The sequence below is a fragment of the Micrococcus sp. NPDC078436 genome (assembly GCF_040702705.1).
Taxonomy (GTDB): domain Bacteria; phylum Actinomycetota; class Actinomycetes; order Actinomycetales; family Micrococcaceae; genus Micrococcus.
In genome coordinates, this window is sequence record NZ_JBFBLX010000005.1 from 134,304 (window position 1) to 151,643 (window position 17,340).

Consider the following 17,340-nt stretch of genomic DNA (forward strand, 5'->3'; position numbering starts at 1 on the left):
TAGATTAGCGGCGACGTCATCCAGATCACACCGCACGGCCCCGCGGCAGCGCCAGCTCCGGGCTCCCGGGACCGACCTCCACCGCCTCGACCATCGCTTCAGGAGCCGCCACCATGTCCCTCGAGACCTCCACCCCCGTGATCCCCCACTTCGTGCACGGACGCCGCACCGACGGCGAGTCCGGCCGCTTCGGCGACGTGTACCACCCGGCCCTCGGGCAGGTGGCCGGACGCGTGCCGCTGGCCACGAAGGAGGAGGTGGAGGCCGCCGTCGCCTCCGCGGAGCAGGGGTTCCAGGCCTGGTCCCGCCTCAACCCGCAGCGCCGCGCCCGCATCCTGCTGCGCTGGGTGGACCTGATCAACGCGCACGCGGACGAGCTGGCCCGGACCCTGGCCCAGGAGCACGGCAAGACCGTCCCGGACGCCCGCGGCGACATCCAGCGCGGCGTCGAGGTGGTCGAGTTCGCCGCCGGCGCGCCGCACCTGCTCAAGGGCGAGTTCTCCTCCGAGGTCGGCCGCGGCGTGGACGTGCACTCCATCCGCCAGCCCCTCGGCGTGGTCGTGGGCATCACCCCCTTCAACTTCCCCGCGATGATCCCCCTGTGGAAGGCCGGCATCGCGCTGGCCGCGGGCAACGCGTTCATCCTCAAGCCCTCCGAGCGCGACCCCTCCGTGCCGGTGCGCCTGGCCGAGCTGGCCCTCGAGGCCGGCATGCCCGAGGGCACCCTCAACGTGGTGCACGGGGACAAGCTCGCGGTGGACACCCTCATCGAGGACCCGCGCGTGAAGGCCGTGGGCTTCGTGGGCTCCACCCCGATCGCCCAGTCCATCTACGAGCACGCCGCCCGCATGGGCAAGCGCGCCCAGTGCTTCGGCGGGGCCAAGAACCACGCCGTGATCATGCCGGACGCGGACCTCGAGATGGCCGCGGACGCCCTGATCGGCGCCGCGTTCGGCTCCGCCGGCGAGCGCTGCATGGCCCTGTCCGTGGCCGTCCCCGTCGGGGAGGAGACCGCCGACCGCCTCGTGGCCCTGCTCCGCGAGCGCATGGAGGGCCTGAGGGTCGGTCCGTCGCTGGAGGAGTCCTCGGACTTCGGGCCCGTCGTCTCGAAGGACGCGCAGCGCCGCATCGAGGAGTGCATCGCCTCGGGCGTCGAGGAGGGCGCCGAGCTGGTCGAGGACGGCCGCGGCGTCGTCGTCGAGGGCCACGAGGACGGCTTCTACGTGGGCGCCACCCTGTTCGACCGCGTGAGCCCGGACATGCGGATCTACCGCGAGGAGATCTTCGGCCCCGTGCTCTGCGTGGTCCGCGCGAAGGACTACGAGGACGCCCTCGCCCTGCCGAACGAGCACGAGTACGGCAACGGCGTGGCCATCTTCACCCGCGACGGAGACACGGCCCGCGACTTCACCACCCGCGCGGAGGTCGGCATGGTCGGCGTGAACGTGCCGATCCCCGTGCCGATCGCGTACTACACGTTCGGCGGCTGGAAGGCGTCCGGCTTCGGCGACCTCAACCAGCACGGCACGGACGGGCTGAAGTTCTACACCAAGACCAAGACGATCACCACGCGCTGGCCCTCGGGCAACCGCGAGGGCGCCAGCTTCGTGATGCCCGCCGGGTCCTGACCCGCCCCTCACGCACCCACCCCGACCCGGAGGATCCCCATGACCACCGTCCTGTTCCTCGGCCTCGGCCACATGGGCGGCCCCATGGCCGCCAACCTCGCCGCCGCGGGCCACCGCGTGCTCGGCTTCGACCTCGTCCCCGCAGCGCTCGAGAAGGCCCGCGCGGCCGGCGTCGAGACCGTCTCGGACACCGCCGCGGCGGCCGCCGAGGCCGACGTCGTGCTCACCATGCTGCCCAACGGGCGCCTCGTGCTGGACGTGTACCGGGGCCGGGGCGACGCGCCGGGGCTCCTCGGCGCCGCCCGCCCGGGCACCGTGTTCCTGGACTGCTCCACGATCGACGTGGCGGAGGCCCGCGAGGCCGCCGAGGCGGCCGTGGCCGCGGGCATGCGGGCCGCCGACGCGCCCGTCTCGGGCGGCCAGGTGGGCGCCGAGGCCGGGACGCTCGCGTTCATGGTGGGCGCCGACGACGACGTGTACGCCGAGGTGCTGCCGCTGCTCGAGGTGATGGGCGGGCGGATCGTGCACTGCGGCGGGTCCGGGCTGGGCCAGGCGGCGAAGATCTGCAACAACATGGTCCTGGGCGTCACGCAGATCGCCGTGGCCGAGGCCTTCGTGCTCGGCGAGCGCCTCGGCCTGGACCACCAGGCCCTCTACGACGTGATGAGCCAGGCCTCCGGGCAGTGCTGGTCCCTGACCACCAACTGCCCGGTGCCCGGCCCCGTCCCCGGCTCCCCCGCGAACCGGGACTTCCAGCCCGGCTTCGCCGGCGCCCTGATGGCCAAGGACCTCGGGCTCGCACTCGCGGCCCTGGACGAGCAGGGCGTGGCGGCCGACCTGGGCCGCCTCGCGCAGGCCAAATACGCCGAGTACGCCGCCGGAGAAGGCGCCGCCCGCGACTTTTCCGGCATCATCGAGGACATCCGAGCATCACACACGGACAGGAGCGAGGCATGAGCGAGCAGACCACCCCGGACGGCGCCGAGTCGCCGATCATCGTGGAGCGGCAGGGCCGGGTCGGCCACATCCGGCTGAACCGACCGAAGGCCCTGAACGCGCTGAACGAGGCGACGATGCGTGCCGTCGTCGCGGCGGTGCAGGAGCTGGACACCGACCCGGAGATCGGGGCGATCCTGCTCTCCGGCTCCCCCAAGGCGTTCGCCGCCGGCGCGGACATCAAGGAGATGGCCACCAAGGAGTTCTCCGAGATGTACGCGGCCGACTGGTTCGCCGGCTGGGACGGGCTCACCCGTGCCCGCACCCCCATCGTGGCGTGCGTGACCGGCTACGCCCTCGGCGGCGGCTGCGAGCTGGCCATGATGGCCGATGTGCTCGTGGCCGGCGAGGGCGCGAAGTTCGGCCAGCCCGAGATCAACCTCGGCGTCATCCCCGGCATGGGCGGCTCCCAGCGCCTGACCCGCGCCGTGGGCAAGGCGAAGGCCATGGACATGATCCTCACCGGCCGCATGATCGGGGCGGAGGAGGCCGAGCGCATCGGGCTCGTCTCCCGCGTGGTGGCCGACGAGAAGGCCCTCGAGGAGGCGCTGGAGGTGGCCGCGACCATCGCGTCCAAGTCCAAGTCGGCCTCCTGGATGGCCAAGGAGGCCGTCAACGCCGCGTTCGAGACCACGCTCGCCCAGGGCATCGCCTTCGAGCGCCGCGTGTTCCACGCCGCGTTCGCCACTGCGGACCAGAAGGAGGGCATGGACGCGTTCGCGGCCAAGCGCGAGGCGGGGTGGCAGCACCGATGAGCGACGCGCAGACCACGGCGACGACGGCCCCCGCGGCCGCACGGGACGGGGCGGCGGACGAGGTGCTCCTCGAGGTCCGCGACGGCCTCGGCCGCATCACGCTGAACCGTCCCCGCGCCCTGAACGCGCTGACGCAGGACATGGTCCGAGCGATCGACGCGGCCCTGACCGACTGGGCCGCGGACCCCGCCGTGCGCGGCGTGCTGATCCGCGGCGCCGGGGAGAAGGGACTGTGCGCCGGCGGTGACGTCGTCTCCCTGCGCTCCTCGCTCCTGGCCGGGCGGTTCGCGGAGGCCGAGGAGTTCTTCCGCGACGAGTACGCGATGAACGAGCGCATCGCCACCTACCCCAAGCCGTACGTGGCCTTCATGGACGGCATCGTCCTGGGCGGCGGCATGGGCGTGTCCGCGCACGGCTCGCACCGCGTGGCCACCGAGCGGACCCGCGCCGGCATGCCCGAGACGGCGATCGGATTCACCCCCGACGTCGGCGGCTCCTTCCACCTCGCCCGCGCACCCTTCCAGGCGGGCCGGCACCTGGCCGCGACCTCGGCGCACGCCTCCGGCTCCGACGCGGTGGCCCTGGGCCTGGCGGACGTCTTCGTGGAGTCCGCCCGGCTGGACGAGCTCGAGCAGGACCTCGCCGCGGCGTTCGGCGCCCTCGGCTCGGCCGCGGACGCGGGCGCGCGCGACGAGGCCGCCTTCGCCGCCGCCGACGAGGTGCTGGCCCGGTTCGCGGTGGCCGAGGACGCACGGCCCGCGTCCGCGCTGGTGGCCGGCCGGGAGTGGATCGAGGACGCCTACGGCCGGGAGACGGCCGCCGAGGCCCTCGCCGCCCTGGACGAGCGCGCCGCCGCGGGCGGGGAGCACGCCGAGGCCGCGGGGAGGGCCGCCGAGGCCATCCGCACCAAGTCCCCGACCGCCGTCGCCGTCGCCCACGAGGCCCAGCGCCGGCTGGCCGCACGCGGGGCGGACCTGACCGTGGCCGACGCGCTGCGCCAGGAGTTCACGATCGGCACCCACCTGATGCGCGAGCCGGACATGGCCGAGGGCATCCGCGCGCTGCTCGTGGACAAGGACAAGGATCCGACGTGGAGCCCGGCCCGACTCGAGGACGTCTCGGCCGAGGACGTGGCCGGCCACTTCGAGCCCGTGCCCGGGGTGGACCCGCTGCAGCTCGGCTGAGCCCGCCCCGACGGACGGCGCCCCGTGGTCACGTGTGGTGACCGCGGGGCGCCGTGCTGAGTGGGGCGACCGGGCGGGCCCCCCGGTCTCAGCCGATCAGGCCGCGACCCACGATCATGCGCATGATCTCGTTGGAGCCCTCGAGGATCCGGTGCACGCGCAGGTCCCGGACGAGCTTCTCCACGCCGTACTCGTGCAGGTAGCCGTAGCCGCCGTGCAGCTGCAGGGCGGTGTCGGCGGCCTCGTAGCCGGACTCGGTGGCCACGAGCTTGGCCATGGCGCACAGGCGCACGGTGTCCGGATCGTTGCGATCCAGGGCGTCCGCGGCGCGCATGAGCATCGTGTGGGCGGTCTCAAGCTTCACGGACATGTCCGCAAGCTCGAAGACGAGGGCCTGCTTGGTGGCGAGCGGCTCGCCGAACGCGCTGCGCTCCTTGAGGTAGCGGGTGGCCTTGTCCAGCGCGGCCAGGCCGCCGCCGATCGAGCAGGCGCCGATGTTCAGACGGCCGCCGTTGAGGCCCTTCATGGCGATGCGGAAGCCGTCGCCCTCCTCGCCGAGACGGTCGGCCACGGGCACGCGGACGTCCTCGAAGATCACCTGGCGCGTGGGCTGGGTGTGCCAGCCCATCTTCTTCTCGTTGGGGCCGAAGGACAGGCCGGGGGTGTCCTTGTGGACCACGACGGCGGAGATCCCCCGAGCGCCCGTGTCCGCGGTCCGGCACATCACCACGTAGTAGTCGGAGGCGCCGGCGCCGGAGATGAACTGCTTGACGCCGTTGAGGACGTAGTGGTCGCCGTCGCGGACGGCGCGGGTCTTCAGCGCGGCCGCGTCCGAGCCGGCACCGGGTTCGGTGAGGCAGTAGCTGGCCAGGTGCTCCATGCTCGCGAGCTCGGGGATCCAGCGTGCGCGCTGCTCGTCGCTGCCGAAGGAGTCGATCATCCAGGCCACCATGTTGTGGATGGAGATGTAGGCGGCGAAGGCCGGGTCCGCCTTGGCGAGCTCCTCGAAGATCAGGATCGCGTCCGTGCGCTCCAGGCCGGTGCCGCCGTACTCCTCCCCCACGTAGATGCCGCCCAGGCCGAGCTCGCCGGCCTCGGCGAGCACGTCCACCGGGAAGTGCTTCTCGGTGTCCCAGTCGAGAGCGTGCGGGGTGACGCGCTGCTCGGCGAAGTCGCGGACGGCGTCGACCAGGGCCTTCTGGTCGTCGGTGAGGGGGAACATGGGTTCGTCCTCCTGGGGCTCGGTCCGGCCGCGCGGGCGGTCCACGACGGGGTGGGGCGGGTGACGGCGTGGGCGGCGCCATGGTGTGACTGTCGTCACCACGATAATAGGACATCCAACGATTCTCCGCCTCACCACCGGGCCGTGGGCTAGCGTTCTGCCCGTGCAGACCACCACCAGCCCCACCGCAGACTCGCCCACCGGCCCCCGCTCCCACGCCTCCGGACGCACGGAGCAGCTGTTCGGCATCCGTCGTCATGCCCTGATGAGCGCGCGGGACGGCGCCCTCAACCCGGCAGCGTTCGAGGTCGGACCCTGGTGCCTCGACCTGGACGGACGGCCCACCGGCGCGGCCGCCACCGTGATCATGGACAACGCCACCGCAGTGGCCGTGCACCACGCGGCCCGGGACATCGAGGCCGTGGTCACCACCGAGCTGCAGGTCAACGTGCTCGGCCCGCTGCCCGCCTTCGACGCCGCGGCCGTCACGGCCGGGGACGACGACGGCCCGCTGCTGGAGTGCTGGACCCGCCCGCTGAGCTGGGATGCGGGGGGTGGCGTGGCCCGGGCCTGGCTCGAGGACGCAGGCGGACGCCGCGTGGTCGAGGCGACCGGCTGGTTCCAGTCGGTGCCCGCCGGAGCACCGGAGCGGATGGCCGAGTTCGTCGCCGCCGGACGGCTGCCCCGCGGAGCCGAGACCCGCATGCCCATGCCGAGGCTGCTGGCCGCCCGCCCCGAGTCACTGCCGACGGCCGCTCCGGACGTACGCCCCGCCGTCGCCGCCGCGGGGACCCCGGGTGCCCGCTTCGCCCCCAAGCCTGAGCTGGCCAACCCGTCGGGCGCGGTCCACGGCGGGGCCATGACGCTGCGGGCGGTCACCGCCGCGCAGGCGGCCATGCCGGACCGCGAGCGCTACGACGTCCAGGCCGTGCGCGTGGTGTTCGTGCGCCCGGGTCACGGCGAGATGGTCGCCCTCACGCGGGTGCGGCACGCCGGCCGGTCCCTGCGCCTCGTGGACGTCGATCTCGTGCCGGTCGGCGCCGACGGCGACCCCGTGGCGGACAAGCCGATGGTCCAGGTGCAGGTCACCTTCCGCGCGACCCGGAGCTGACGCCCCGCACGCCCGAGCCCCCGAGCGCTTTCGAACGTGAGATAGGGCCTATCCCACGTTCGAAAGCGCTCATTCCCCCGAAGTCACGTTCGAAAGTCCCGGGAGGAGGGGCCGTCGTCGTGGGGCCGGCTCAGCGGCCCACGGTGCCGAACCGGGAGGCCACGGGGGCCGTGAAGGCGGGCTTCAGGAAGAACCAGGCGGCGGCGGTGACCGCCACGCTCACGAGGAAGACCACGAGGCCCCACGCGTCGGTGGCCCCGCCGCGCGAGGTGTACATGTGGTTCAGGTTCGTCAGCAGGCCCGTGAAGGCCACGAGGAACACGTGCACCAGGATGAACGCCACGAAGAAGACCATCACCGGGAAGTGCACCTTGCGGGCCACCTCCATGGGGAACGCCTTGTTCAGTCCCGTGGCCTCCGTGGGGAACCACGAGGACATGCGCCAGCCCGTGAGGGCGGCGAGCGGGGCGGCCACGAACACCACCAGCGCGTAGGAGAGCATCTGCAGCGCGTTGTAGTGCACCCAGCCGTTCTCGGTGGGCCAGTCCAGGGACAGGTACTGGATGCCGGCGGACACGGCGTGCTGGAACACGTGCGGGTCCGTGGGCACGATCCGCGCCCAGTGGCCGGTGACGATCAGCAGCACCACGAAGATCACGCCGTTGAGCAGCCACAGCGCGTCGAGGGCCTGGTGCATCCAGATGGTGAGCGAGAACTTCTTCGGGGTGTTGCCCCGCGCGGAGAACAGGCCGTCCTTCGTCGGAGTGAAGTTGGCCGGAGGCCGCGTCTCGTGACGGATCTGCAGGCCCGTCCGGATGATCAGCACCATCAGGAACATGTTCAGGAAGTGCTGCCAGCCCATCCACCAGGGCATCCCCTCGGGGGTGCCCTCGGGCAGGACCGGGTGCCCGTCGTAGGTCGCGATGAAGTCCGCCACCGGGTCCAGGCTCCGCAGCCAGCGTCCGGCCAGCACCGCGAGCAGCGCCAGCACCACGACGCCGGCCAGCGCCGGCAGCGCCTTGCGCAGACGGGACGGGGCGGCGGACTCGGCGGCGTCCGTCTCCGCGGCCCGAGCGGGCATGCCGGTGGCGGCACCGGGGGCGGCCTGGGGCGGCTGCGCGGCGGAGGCCGGCGGGGCCGAACGGGTGTCCGGCGCGGTGGGAGCCGGCTCCGCGGCCGACGCCGCGGCCACGGGGGCGGCGACGGCCGGTGCCGCATCGGCCGGCTCGGCGACGACCGACCGGGCCGGCGCCGCGGCGGCGGGCTCGGCGGTGACCGACTTCGGTGCGACGACCTCCTGCGCCACCGTCTCCGGCGCGGTGGGGACGCCCACGGCGGCCAGCTCGGTGAACCACTCCCCCTCGCGGGCGAACGGCACGTACCCGGCCATGCGTCGCCGTTCCGCGAGCGGCACGAGGTCGGACTCCACGGGCGTGCCCGCCCCGGCAGCGGCGGGCGCACCGGTCGCGGCGGCGGCGACGGCGGCCGCCACGTCCGGCACGACGGGCTCGGTCTCCGCGGGTGCGGGGGCCCGCGTCGGGGACGCCGAGGCGGCGATCGGCTCAGGCGCGACGGGCACCGCCGGGGCGGCGGCTGGGGTCGAGCCGGCGGCCGGGGCGGCGGCCCCGCCGAGCCACTCGGCCTCGCGGGCGAACGGGACGTATCCGGCCATGCGGCGTCGCGCGGACAGGGGCGTCAGAGCCGACGCCGGTGCGGCCGGCGCCACCGGGACGGCGGGCGCGGCCACCGGGGCCGGGGCCGCCGGTGCGGCGGGCGCCACCACCGGGGCCGGGGCCGCCGTCGTGGTGTCCTGCGCCAGGGCGGGGGCGGGCTCGGTCTCGGCCGGGGCGCCCTTCAGGGGGACGTATCCGGCCATTCGCTGCTTGGGCATGCTTCTCCTCGTCCGAGGGGCGCGGTCCGAGGCGGACCGCGCCCGCACCGGTTCAGCCGCGGCGGGTGCGCAGCTGCTCGATGACCTGCGGGACCACCTGGAAGATGTCCCCGACCACACCGAAGTCGGCGTGCTCGAAGATCTCGGCGTCCTCGTTCTTGTCGATCGCCACGATGGTCTTGGCGGTCTTCATGCCGGCCAGGTGCTGGATGGCTCCGGAGATGCCCAGGGCGATGTACAGGTTCGGGGACACGATCACGCCGGTCTGACCCACCTGGCGGTCGGCCGCGGTGTAGCCGGAGTCCACGGCGGCGCGCGAGGCGCCCACGGCGGCGCCGAGCTCGTCGGCGAGCTGCTCGACGATCGCGAAGCCCTCCTCGGATCCCACACCGCGGCCGCCGGCAACGACGGTCTTCGCACCGCGCAGGGGCGGGCGGGCGGAGTTCTGCGTCCGGGCGCTCACCTCGAGCACCCGGGCGCCGGCGGTCACCGGGCCCAGCTCGGCGGCGGCCAGCTCCACGACCTCGGGCGCCTCGACGGCCGGGGCCCGGTCCGCGACGGCGCCGGGGCGCATGGTGATGATCCGGGGGCCGCCCTCGCCGGTGGACTCGCTGAGGTAGTCGCCGCCGAACACGGAGTGGCGGGCGATGACCTCGTCGTCGGCCCAGCGCAGCCCCACGGCGTCCGCGCACACGGGGCCGCGGGCCCGAACGGACAGACGGCCGGCCACCGCGCGGGACTCCGGGCTGCCGGAGAGCAGCACGGCCACGGGAGCGGTGCGGGCGGTCACGGCCGTCAGGGCCTGCACGGCCGCGTCACCCAGGGTGGTGGCGGCGTCGTCGGCCACAAGGACGTGGACGCGCGTGGCGCCGTACTCCCCCAGACGGGCGACGGCGGCGTCCCTGCCCTCCGCGCCGGTCACGAGGACGGCCTCGGGCACGCCCACGGTGGCGGCGGCGCCGAGCAGCTCGGCCACGACCGGGCGGAGCGCGCCGTCCGCGCCGATCTCGGCGTGCACCAGCACGGTCTGACCGCTGTTCGCGGCATCGGTCTGCGTCGTCATCTCGGTCTCCTCCACGTTCGCGCTCACACGAGCCCCCGACCCGCGAGGAACTCCACCAGCCGCTCGGCGGCGGTGCCGTCGTCGGTGATCTTCTCGCCCGCGGCACGCTCGGGGCGCGTGTCCGCCGAGACCATCACGGAGCGGTAGGCGGCCTGGGCCGGGCCCGCGGCGATGCCGAGGTCGGCCAGGGACAGCACGGTGAGCGGCTTCTTCTTGGCCGCCATGATGTTCTTGAAGTTCGGGAACCGCGGCTCCGCGGTCTTCTCCGTCAGGCTCGCCACGGCGGGCAGGGCGACGGCGGCGCGCACGTCCGCGTCCGAGGTCACCACGGTGCCGGTCAGCTCGCCGTCGACCAACTCGGGGGCCTCAGCATGCGGCAGGTAGGGCCGGTCCAGGAGCTCGGCGACCATGGCCGGCACCACGCCGGTGCCGCCGTCCGTGGACAGCGTGCCGGCGAGCACGAGGTCGGCGCCTTCCTTCTCGACGGCCGCCGCGATCACGCGGGCCGTCTCCACGGCGTCCGAGCCGACGAGGGCGTCGTCGGTGATCTGCACGGCGGAGTCCGCCCCCATGGCCAGCATCTTGCGCAGCGTCTTCGAGGAGTCCTCGGGGCCCACCGTCAAGGCCACGATCTCGACGTCAGCTCCGGCGTCCCGCCAGCCCAGGGCGACCTCCATGACGCGCTCGCTGATCTCGTCCGGCACGGGCTCGGCCGCGCCGTCGCGCACCACCCAACCGGTCTCCAGGCTCAGCTCACGCGCCTGCCACGTGTCCGGCACCTGCTTGACCAGCACCACGATCTTCACGGGTGACTCCTCCTCGAATCTCCGCTCGGGGCCGCGCGGCGCCGAGCGGGATGAGGCCCTGCTCGTGGCGCGCACGGCATGCAGGGCTCACGCTACACAACCCCGGTTGACTAGTGTGACGGTGGTGACAGCCTCCCACCCGCCCCGCGCCCCCCACGAGGGCACTCCGCCCCTCGATGCGCCCGCCCGCCCGGCGTCCTCCCTCCTCCTGGTGCGCCCGGGCGAGGAGGGCGGCCTCGAGGTGTTCGCCCTCCAGCGCGCCGCCACCATGGCCTTCAGCGCGCACGCCACGGCCTTCCCCGGCGGACGGGTGGACCCGGCCGACGAGCTGCCGCCCGCCCTGTGGGACGGGGTCGACCTCGCGGGGTGGGCGGACAGGCTCGGCCTGCCCGGGGAGCCGGAGGGCGCGCGGAGCACCCTCGGGGACCTCGCCCCGGAGCGCGCCGCCGGGCGCCTGCTGGCCGCCGTCGTGCGGGAGACCTTCGAGGAGGTGGGCGTGCTCCTGGCCCGGGACGCGGCCACCGGCGTCCCGGTGGACGCGCAGCGCGTGGCCGCGCTCCCTGCTGAGCTGCGCGCGCAGGTGGAGCGCCACGAGGTGGACTTCGGCGCGTTCCTGGCGCACGAGGGCCTCGCCCCCGACGTCGGGGCGCTCGTCCCGTGGTCGCGCTGGATCACGCCGCCCGGCGGCGCGCGGCGCTACGACACCTTCTTCTTCGTGGTCCGCCTGCCCGCGGGCCAGTCCCCCGAGCGGGTCTCGACCGAGGCCGCCCATCACGGCTGGGCCACCCCCGCGGCGCTGCTCGAGCGCTTCCGGGCGGGAGCGGTGAACCTCATGGCCCCGACGTGGTGGCAGCTGCGCGCCCTCGCCGACGCCGAGGGGTGCGAGGACGTGGTGCCCCTGAGCCGGAGCCTCGAGCCGCTGCGGGCCGTCATGCTGAGGGCGAACGCCCCCCGCCCCGACTTCACGGGCGCCGCCGACTACCTGCGCGACCTGGCCGCCTTCCGGGCCGCCGCCACCGTGGAGGAGAGCCCCGACAACGTGCTCTGAGGCCCGGTCTGCCCCTACGCTGGACAGCACGGGAGGGTCGACCACGGCGCCCGTCGTCCGGTGAGCCCGGACCGACGCGCCGGACGCCTCCCGCGGAGCGCCCCACATCCCGGGCCCCGTCCCGGCAACCAAGGAGTCCCCGGCATGTCGCTGAGCGTCCTCGACCTGTTCTCGATCGGCATCGGCCCGTCGTCGTCCCACACCGTGGGTCCCATGCGCGCCGCGCGCCGCTTCACCTCCAGCCTGCAGCAGAACGACGTGCTCGACTCCACCCACCGCGTAAAGGCGGAGCTGTACGGCTCCCTCGCCGCCACGGGCATCGGCCACGGCTCCGACACCGCCGTCCTCCTGGGCCTCGCGGGCCAGGACCCGGAGACCATCGACCCCGACGCCTGCGTGGGGCTCGTCAAGGACATCGTGGACAGCAGCCGCATGCCGCTCGACGGCCGCCGGGAGATCCACTTCGACCGCAGGAAGGACATGGTCCTGCACATGCGGCAGAACCTGCCCGGCCACCCCAACGGCATGCGCCTGACCGCCTTCGACGAGGCCGGCGAGGAGCTGCACACGCGCGACTACTACTCCGTGGGCGGCGGATTCGTGGTCACCTCGGACGAGCTCGAGGCCGAGCTGGACGAGGCCCGGGACGTGAACCGCAAGGACGAGGCCACCGAGGGCGCTGAGCCCTACCCGTTCTCCTCGGGCGCCGAGCTGGTGGCCCACTGCCGCGCCAACGGCATCTCGATCGCCGAGCTGATGCTGGCCAACGAGGCGGTCAAGCACGACCTCGGGGAGCTGCGCGGCAAGCTCCTGGCCATCTGGGCCGTCATGGAGGAGTGCGTCGAGAACGGCACCACCCGCACCGAGCCGATCCTGCCCGGCGGGCTGAAGGTCCGCCGTCGCGCCCCCGCCCTGCGCGCGCACCTCGAGGCCCAGACCGGGGAGAAGGACCCGATGTGGGCCATGGAGTGGGTGAACCTCTTCGCCCTGGCGGTGAACGAGGAGAACGCCTCCGGCGGACGCATCGTCACGGCCCCCACCAACGGCGCCGCCGGCATCATCCCCGCGGTGATGCACTACTTCAAGCGGTTCGAGATGTCGGAGGACGCCACGGACGCCGAGCGCGAGGACAAGGTGGTGGACTTCCTCCTCACCGCCGCGGCCATCGGCATCCTGTACAAGCGCAACGCGTCTATCTCCGGCGCCGAGGTCGGCTGTCAGGGCGAGGTCGGCTCGGCCTGCTCCATGGCGGCCGGCGCGCTGTGCGCGGTGCTCGGCGGCACCCCCGAGCAGGTGGAGAACGCGGCGGAGATCGGGATCGAGCACAACCTCGGCCTGACCTGCGACCCCGTGGGCGGCCTCGTCCAGGTGCCCTGCATCGAGCGCAACGCCATCGCGTCCGTGAAGGCCATCAACGCCGCCCGCCTCGCCCTCCTCGGCGACGGCACGCACCGCGTGAGCCTGGACCAGGCGATCAAGACGATGCGTGACACCGGTGCGGACATGAAGTCCAAGTACAAGGAGACCTCGCGCGGCGGGCTCGCCGTCAACGTCCCCGAGTGCTGACGGGTCCCCGGCCCGGGCCCTGACGGCCCGGGTCGGCTACTGTGGGCGCGACCCCTGACCTGTCATGCGGAAGGACCCACCGTGGCCATTCACCCCGTCGACGCGACCCTCGAGGGCGCGAGGATCGACCCGGAGGAGCGCACGGAGCGCCTGAAGGACGTCAAGCTGGACGGCAAGGGCTGGAAGTACGCCCTCACCCGTGCCCTCAAGGAGTTCGGCAACGACGGCGGCACAGACCTCGCCGCGAAGCTCACCTACTTCATGGTGCTCTCGCTGGCCCCGTCCCTGCTCGCGATCTTCTCCATCCTCAGCCTCGTCCTCTCCAACAACCGCCAGGCCGTGGACGACCTGATCAACCAGATCGCCGGCGCGGTGCCCGTCGAGTACGAGCCCATGGTGACGGACATGATCACCACCATGAGCAACCAGGCGACCGGCGGCATCATCGCCCTGGTGATCGGCATCCTGACCGCCCTGTGGTCCGCCTCCGCGTACGTGAAGGCGTTCAACCGCAGCATGAACCAGGTCTACAACTACGAGGAGGGGCGCGGCTTCGTCAAGCTGACCCTCACCAACCTCCTCACCACGCTCATCCTGATCGTGGGCATCGTGCTCGTGCTGATCTCACTGGCCCTCAACAAGTCGCTCGTCGAGGGCTTCCTCGCGCCGATCGCCCAGCCGCTCGGCCTGGGCGGCGTGGTGGACTTCCTGCTCGACACCTTCCTGCCGATCTGGGCCTGGGTGAAGTGGCCCGTGGTCATCGTGCTGCTGCTCCTGCTCATCGCGACCCTGTACTACACCACCCCGAACGTGAAGAAGCCGAGCTTCCACATGTTCGGCCCGGGCAACGTCTTCGCGCTCGTCGGCCTGGCCCTCGCCGCCGTCGCGCTGTCCGTGTACCTCACGCAGTTCGCCGGCTACAGCGCCTACGGCGCGATCGGCGGCATCATGGCCCTGCTCTTCGCGCTGTGGATCTTCAACATCGTGCTGCTGCTCGGCGCGGAGATCGACACCGAGGTGGAGCGCGCCAAGCAGCTGACCGCCGGCATGCCCGCCGAGAAGGCCGTGCGCCTGCCCCCCAAGGACACCGACGCCCTGGTGAAGAAGGTGGAGAAGCAGGAGGAGCTGGAGGAGAAGGGCTACGAGCTGCGGGCCGCCCACGAGGACGCCCCGGACACCTCTGACGGCGGCTCCGGCCCCCGCCACGCCACGTCCTGAGCCTCACGTCCCCGGCACGACGAACGGGCGCCCACCTCATCGAGGTGGGCGCCCGTTCGTCTCCTCGCGGCCGAGGCCGGGGGGCCTCCTCTGCGAGGAGGCTCACGGCCTCAGCGCTGGGAGGCGATGAAGCCGGCCGCCGCTGCGGCCGAGGTCGACGCGTAGCAGTTCTTCGCGCTCGTCTGGTCGTAGTGCTCTCCGCCGGGCACGTGGTACTTGCCCGAGCTGCTCACCTTGACCGGGTAGCCGTCCGGGCAGACGCCGCCGCTGCCGGCCACCGGACCGCCGGCGGCCGCTGCGGAGCCCGACGACCCCGACCCCGATCCCGAGCCGCCTGAACCGCCTGAACCGCCTGAACCCGAGGACCCCTCCTCGTCGCAGTAGACGAAGGTCTCGCCGCCCGGGGCGTAGCAGCGGTTCGGCGCCTTGCTGGACGTCCCGCCGGAGGGCCGGCCGGAGGACGAGGACCCCGAGCCGGATCCGCCGGACGTGCCCGCGACGTTCCGGGGCGCGGTCTCGGCCGCCTTCTCCTCTGCGGCGCGACGCGCGGCAGCGGCCCTCTCCTCGGCCTCGGCCTCAGCAGCCCGGGCCGACGCTGCGGCCGCCTCGCGCTTCCGGGCAGCCTCCCGCTGCTCGGCCTCGCGCTCCTGTGCCGCCCGCTGCTCGGCTGCCCGCTCCTCCTCGGCCCGCTGCTCGGCGGCACGGCCCTCCGCGGCACGCTGACCCTCGGCCCGCTGCTCCGGAGCCGCGCTCGCCGTCGGCGCCTCGTCCCCGCCGGCGCCCTCCCCAGCGCTCGACGTGCCTGTGGAGACGAGGTGCTTCACACGGGAGAGCACGTCCGGGTAGAGGGCGCTCATCCAGGCCTGCTCACCGGACGCGGCGCCCGCGTACGCCAGTGCGAGCTCCTCGAGCACGCCCTCCGCGGGCTCCGCTCCCGCCGGTGCCTGCTCGGCCATGACCGGCAGGGAGCAGTCCAGGCCCGGCTGGTTCAGCCCGGCGCCGTCCTCCTCCGCCTCGTTCCAGGCGGCGAGCACCTCGTCGTAGAAGCGACGGTTCGGCTCGAACACCACGGGCACGCCCAGGCCGGCTCGCGCGATCTCCGCGTTCACGAGCGTGGCGCCCTCGAACACGCCGGCCAGCGTGCGGTGGAACCTGTCGTAGCGCTCCTCGTCGTACTGGAGGGTGACGTGGTCCCCCTCCTCCAGGAGGGACTCGAGGAGCGCGGCGGCCTCCGGGCCCCTGCACTGCACCGCCTTGCTCGGGTGCTTCGTCTCGGGGGTGTCGATGTTCAGGAGGCGGACCCGGGTGACGGCGGCCTCGCCGTCCTTGCGCACGTCGACGGTGTCGCCGTCGACCACCCGGACGACCACCGCCGCGTCGCCCTCCACGGCATCGGAGGGCGCGGTGGAGGGCGACACCTCCGCCGCGGGATGGACGGCGGCGCCGCTGGTGCCCGCGGCGGACGGCGGACCGCTCGCGGGCGACGGATCGGAGGCGGTGCAGCCGACGAGGGCGAGGGCTGCGGACGCGGCGGCGAGTCCGGTGCGCAGAGGACGGAGAGGGGTCACGGGGGCTCCTGACGGTGGTGGGGACGGGCGAGGGCCCCGCCATGCGGCGGGGCCCTCCGTCGGAGTCATCCTCCCACGGTCATTGCACCGGATTCTCGTGTGGCACGCCCCTGCCGTCTCCGGTCGGGTCCAGAGTCAGCGGCGGCCATCGATCGGGTCGTCGCCGCCGTCGATGGCGTCGAGGACGAGGTCGCGCGCCTCACCCGTCGCGGACACGTGGGACAGCAGGAGGGAGGCGACCCACCCGAGCAGGACGATCACGGCCGCGCCCCACGCCGTCACCGCCACCGCGCCGGAGAACAGGCCGGCGCCGTCCGAGCGGCCCACGCCCACCCAGAGGAGCCCCCAGGCGAGGGCGAGCGCCGGGGCCAGCCGGCCGCCGTCGTACACGGCGGTGAAGAGGCCCACGATCGCGGCGACCACGATCAGGGTCTGCGCCCACGTGGTGGGCATGAGCCCCGCGGCCCAGCCGGCGGAGGTGAGCCACGCCGCGAGGCTCGCGACGAGGAGGAACGTGGCCCAGCCGAGGTGCAGCCCCTGCACGCCGTCCACGAGGACGCGCTCGGCCACGGTGCGGGGGTGGCCCGACTCCAGGAGCGTGAGGATCCGGAACAGCACGGCCACGAGGAGCAGCGCGACGACGACGCTCACCAGGAGCCAGGCGGCGTGGATCGTCCAGATCCACGCGGCGCCGAGCACGGCGCTCGCCATGATCCACGGGCGCAGGCGGTCGTGGCGCACGGTCTGCGCGGCGGGCAGGAACTGCCACAGCGCAGAGGCGAGCAGCCCCAGTCCCACCAGGGCCCACAGCCACAGGGCGGGGCGGGACGGGGAGAGCCAGGAGCCGTCGTCGGTGAACCAGCCGCCGGTCGCGTCGCGGAGGAACGCCCCGGAGCCGAGGAAGGCGGCCACGAGGGAGGCGAGGACGACCAGCAGCATGACCGCCTGACGGCCGCGGGAGGTCCGGCCCAGGTCGACGCTCCGGTCGGCGCGGGCGGTGGCCGCGTGGGCGGAGTGCGGGGCGGGGGGCTGGCCGGGGGCGGCGGTGCTCATGGTCTCTCCCAGGTCGGGGTCGGATGGCGCCCGCGCATGCGGATGCCGTTCGTGGTCAGCGTAGCCAACCCGGAGCGGCCTCCGTCAGGTGCCTCTCCCACGCCGTCTGGCCTCCCACCCCCGCGCCCCGCCTAGGTGTGATGTCCAGGGAGGTTGTTGAGCCTGGTGGCAGGCGCGGCGCCGATCGCGGAGTGGACGCGATGATGATTGTAGAAGTGCAGCCATCCAGGC

The 17,340-nt window shown here is 73.7% G+C and carries 14 protein-coding genes; 8 read left to right on the forward strand and 6 right to left on the reverse strand.

Features of this window, described 5'->3' with window-relative positions:
• Positions 1 to 113: 113 nt before the first annotated feature.
• Genes AB0302_RS04910 through AB0302_RS04925 form a run of 4 tightly spaced genes read left to right on the forward strand, consistent with a single transcriptional unit; the run spans position 114 to position 4,563 of the window.
• Complete coding sequence (locus AB0302_RS04910) at positions 114 to 1,628, forward strand: CoA-acylating methylmalonate-semialdehyde dehydrogenase (RefSeq protein WP_366370711.1); 1,515 nt, start codon at positions 114 to 116, stop codon at positions 1,626 to 1,628.
• 39 nt (positions 1,629 to 1,667) lie between these two features.
• A complete protein-coding gene (mmsB, locus tag AB0302_RS04915; protein WP_366370712.1) occupies positions 1,668 to 2,585 on the forward strand; it encodes a 3-hydroxyisobutyrate dehydrogenase in 918 nt (305 codons plus the stop codon).
• Positions 2,582 to 3,379, forward strand: a complete 798-nt coding sequence (locus AB0302_RS04920; protein ID WP_248104446.1) for an enoyl-CoA hydratase — start codon at positions 2,582 to 2,584, stop codon at positions 3,377 to 3,379. The genes mmsB and AB0302_RS04920 overlap by 4 nt, the downstream gene beginning before the upstream one ends.
• Positions 3,376 to 4,563 carry an enoyl-CoA hydratase/isomerase family protein gene (locus tag AB0302_RS04925; RefSeq protein ID WP_366370713.1) on the forward strand — a complete coding sequence of 396 codons (1,188 nt, stop codon included), beginning with the start codon at positions 3,376 to 3,378 and terminating at the stop codon, positions 4,561 to 4,563. The genes AB0302_RS04920 and AB0302_RS04925 overlap by 4 nt, the downstream gene beginning before the upstream one ends.
• 88 nt (positions 4,564 to 4,651) lie before the next feature.
• On the opposite strand, the gene AB0302_RS04930 is transcribed toward AB0302_RS04925, so the two are convergent.
• Positions 4,652 to 5,785, reverse strand: coding sequence for an acyl-CoA dehydrogenase family protein (locus AB0302_RS04930; protein WP_366370714.1), 1,134 nt, complete (start codon positions 5,783 to 5,785; stop codon positions 4,652 to 4,654).
• 163 nt (positions 5,786 to 5,948) lie between these two features.
• On the opposite strand from AB0302_RS04930, the gene AB0302_RS04935 reads away from it, so the two are divergent.
• A complete protein-coding gene (locus AB0302_RS04935; protein WP_366370715.1) occupies positions 5,949 to 6,896 on the forward strand; it encodes an acyl-CoA thioesterase domain-containing protein in 948 nt (315 codons plus the stop codon).
• A 130-nt stretch (positions 6,897 to 7,026) separates the two neighbouring features.
• On the opposite strand, the gene AB0302_RS04940 is transcribed toward AB0302_RS04935, so the two are convergent.
• Genes AB0302_RS04940 through AB0302_RS04950 form a run of 3 tightly spaced genes read right to left on the reverse strand, consistent with a single transcriptional unit; the run spans position 7,027 to position 10,656 of the window.
• A complete protein-coding gene (locus tag AB0302_RS04940) occupies positions 7,027 to 8,787 on the reverse strand; it encodes a cytochrome b/b6 domain-containing protein (protein ID WP_366370716.1) in 1,761 nt (586 codons plus the stop codon).
• Between the two features lie 52 nt (positions 8,788 to 8,839).
• Complete coding sequence (locus tag AB0302_RS04945) at positions 8,840 to 9,850, reverse strand: electron transfer flavoprotein subunit alpha/FixB family protein (protein WP_298986622.1); 1,011 nt, start codon at positions 9,848 to 9,850, stop codon at positions 8,840 to 8,842.
• A gap of 23 nt (positions 9,851 to 9,873) precedes the next feature.
• The gene (locus tag AB0302_RS04950; protein ID WP_366370717.1) at positions 9,874 to 10,656 is read right to left on the reverse strand and encodes an electron transfer flavoprotein subunit beta/FixA family protein; all 783 of its coding nucleotides are present in this window, start codon (positions 10,654 to 10,656) and stop codon (positions 9,874 to 9,876) included.
• Positions 10,657 to 10,780: 124 nt separating this feature from the next.
• Between AB0302_RS04950 and AB0302_RS04955 the strand changes: the two genes are divergently transcribed.
• The 3 genes from AB0302_RS04955 to AB0302_RS04965 all read left to right on the forward strand — a co-directional run bounded on the left by AB0302_RS04955 (position 10,781) and on the right by AB0302_RS04965 (position 14,488).
• On the forward strand, positions 10,781 to 11,704 hold the full coding sequence (locus tag AB0302_RS04955) for an NUDIX hydrolase (RefSeq protein ID WP_366370718.1): 924 nt from the start codon (positions 10,781 to 10,783) through the stop codon (positions 11,702 to 11,704).
• A gap of 144 nt (positions 11,705 to 11,848) precedes the next feature.
• Positions 11,849 to 13,270, forward strand: coding sequence for an L-serine ammonia-lyase (locus AB0302_RS04960; protein WP_366370719.1), 1,422 nt, complete (start codon positions 11,849 to 11,851; stop codon positions 13,268 to 13,270).
• Positions 13,271 to 13,351: 81 nt separating this feature from the next.
• Positions 13,352 to 14,488, forward strand: coding sequence for a YihY/virulence factor BrkB family protein (locus AB0302_RS04965; protein WP_366370720.1), 1,137 nt, complete (start codon positions 13,352 to 13,354; stop codon positions 14,486 to 14,488).
• Between the two features lie 110 nt (positions 14,489 to 14,598).
• Here AB0302_RS04965 and AB0302_RS04970 read toward each other — a convergent pair whose 3' ends face one another.
• Together AB0302_RS04970 and AB0302_RS04975 are read right to left on the reverse strand one after the other, a co-directional pair.
• Positions 14,599 to 16,056: a thermonuclease family protein gene (locus AB0302_RS04970; RefSeq protein WP_366370721.1), complete on the reverse strand. Its 1,458-nt coding sequence runs from the start codon at positions 16,054 to 16,056 to the stop codon at positions 14,599 to 14,601.
• Positions 16,057 to 16,191: 135 nt separating this feature from the next.
• Positions 16,192 to 17,109 (reverse strand): tryptophan-rich sensory protein, encoded by a 918-nt coding sequence (locus AB0302_RS04975; RefSeq protein ID WP_366370722.1) that lies wholly within the window; start codon positions 17,107 to 17,109, stop codon positions 16,192 to 16,194.
• Positions 17,110 to 17,340 lie beyond the last annotated feature (231 nt).

Excerpts from the sequence above, each read along its gene's own strand:
- AB0302_RS04945 (WP_298986622.1), bottom strand. The coding sequence starts at position 9,850 with ATGACGACGCAGACCGATGCCGCGAACAGCGGTCAGACCGTGCTGGTG.
- AB0302_RS04925 (WP_366370713.1), top strand. The coding sequence starts at position 3,376 with ATGAGCGACGCGCAGACCACGGCGACGACGGCCCCCGCGGCCGCACGG.
- AB0302_RS04920 (WP_248104446.1), top strand. The coding sequence starts at position 2,582 with ATGAGCGAGCAGACCACCCCGGACGGCGCCGAGTCGCCGATCATCGTG.
- AB0302_RS04975 (WP_366370722.1), bottom strand. The coding sequence starts at position 17,109 with ATGAGCACCGCCGCCCCCGGCCAGCCCCCCGCCCCGCACTCCGCCCAC.
- AB0302_RS04910 (WP_366370711.1), top strand. The coding sequence starts at position 114 with ATGTCCCTCGAGACCTCCACCCCCGTGATCCCCCACTTCGTGCACGGA.
- AB0302_RS04930 (WP_366370714.1), bottom strand. The coding sequence starts at position 5,785 with ATGTTCCCCCTCACCGACGACCAGAAGGCCCTGGTCGACGCCGTCCGC.
- mmsB (WP_366370712.1), top strand. The coding sequence starts at position 1,668 with ATGACCACCGTCCTGTTCCTCGGCCTCGGCCACATGGGCGGCCCCATG.
- AB0302_RS04960 (WP_366370719.1), top strand. The coding sequence starts at position 11,849 with ATGTCGCTGAGCGTCCTCGACCTGTTCTCGATCGGCATCGGCCCGTCG.
- AB0302_RS04940 (WP_366370716.1), bottom strand. The coding sequence starts at position 8,787 with ATGCCCAAGCAGCGAATGGCCGGATACGTCCCCCTGAAGGGCGCCCCG.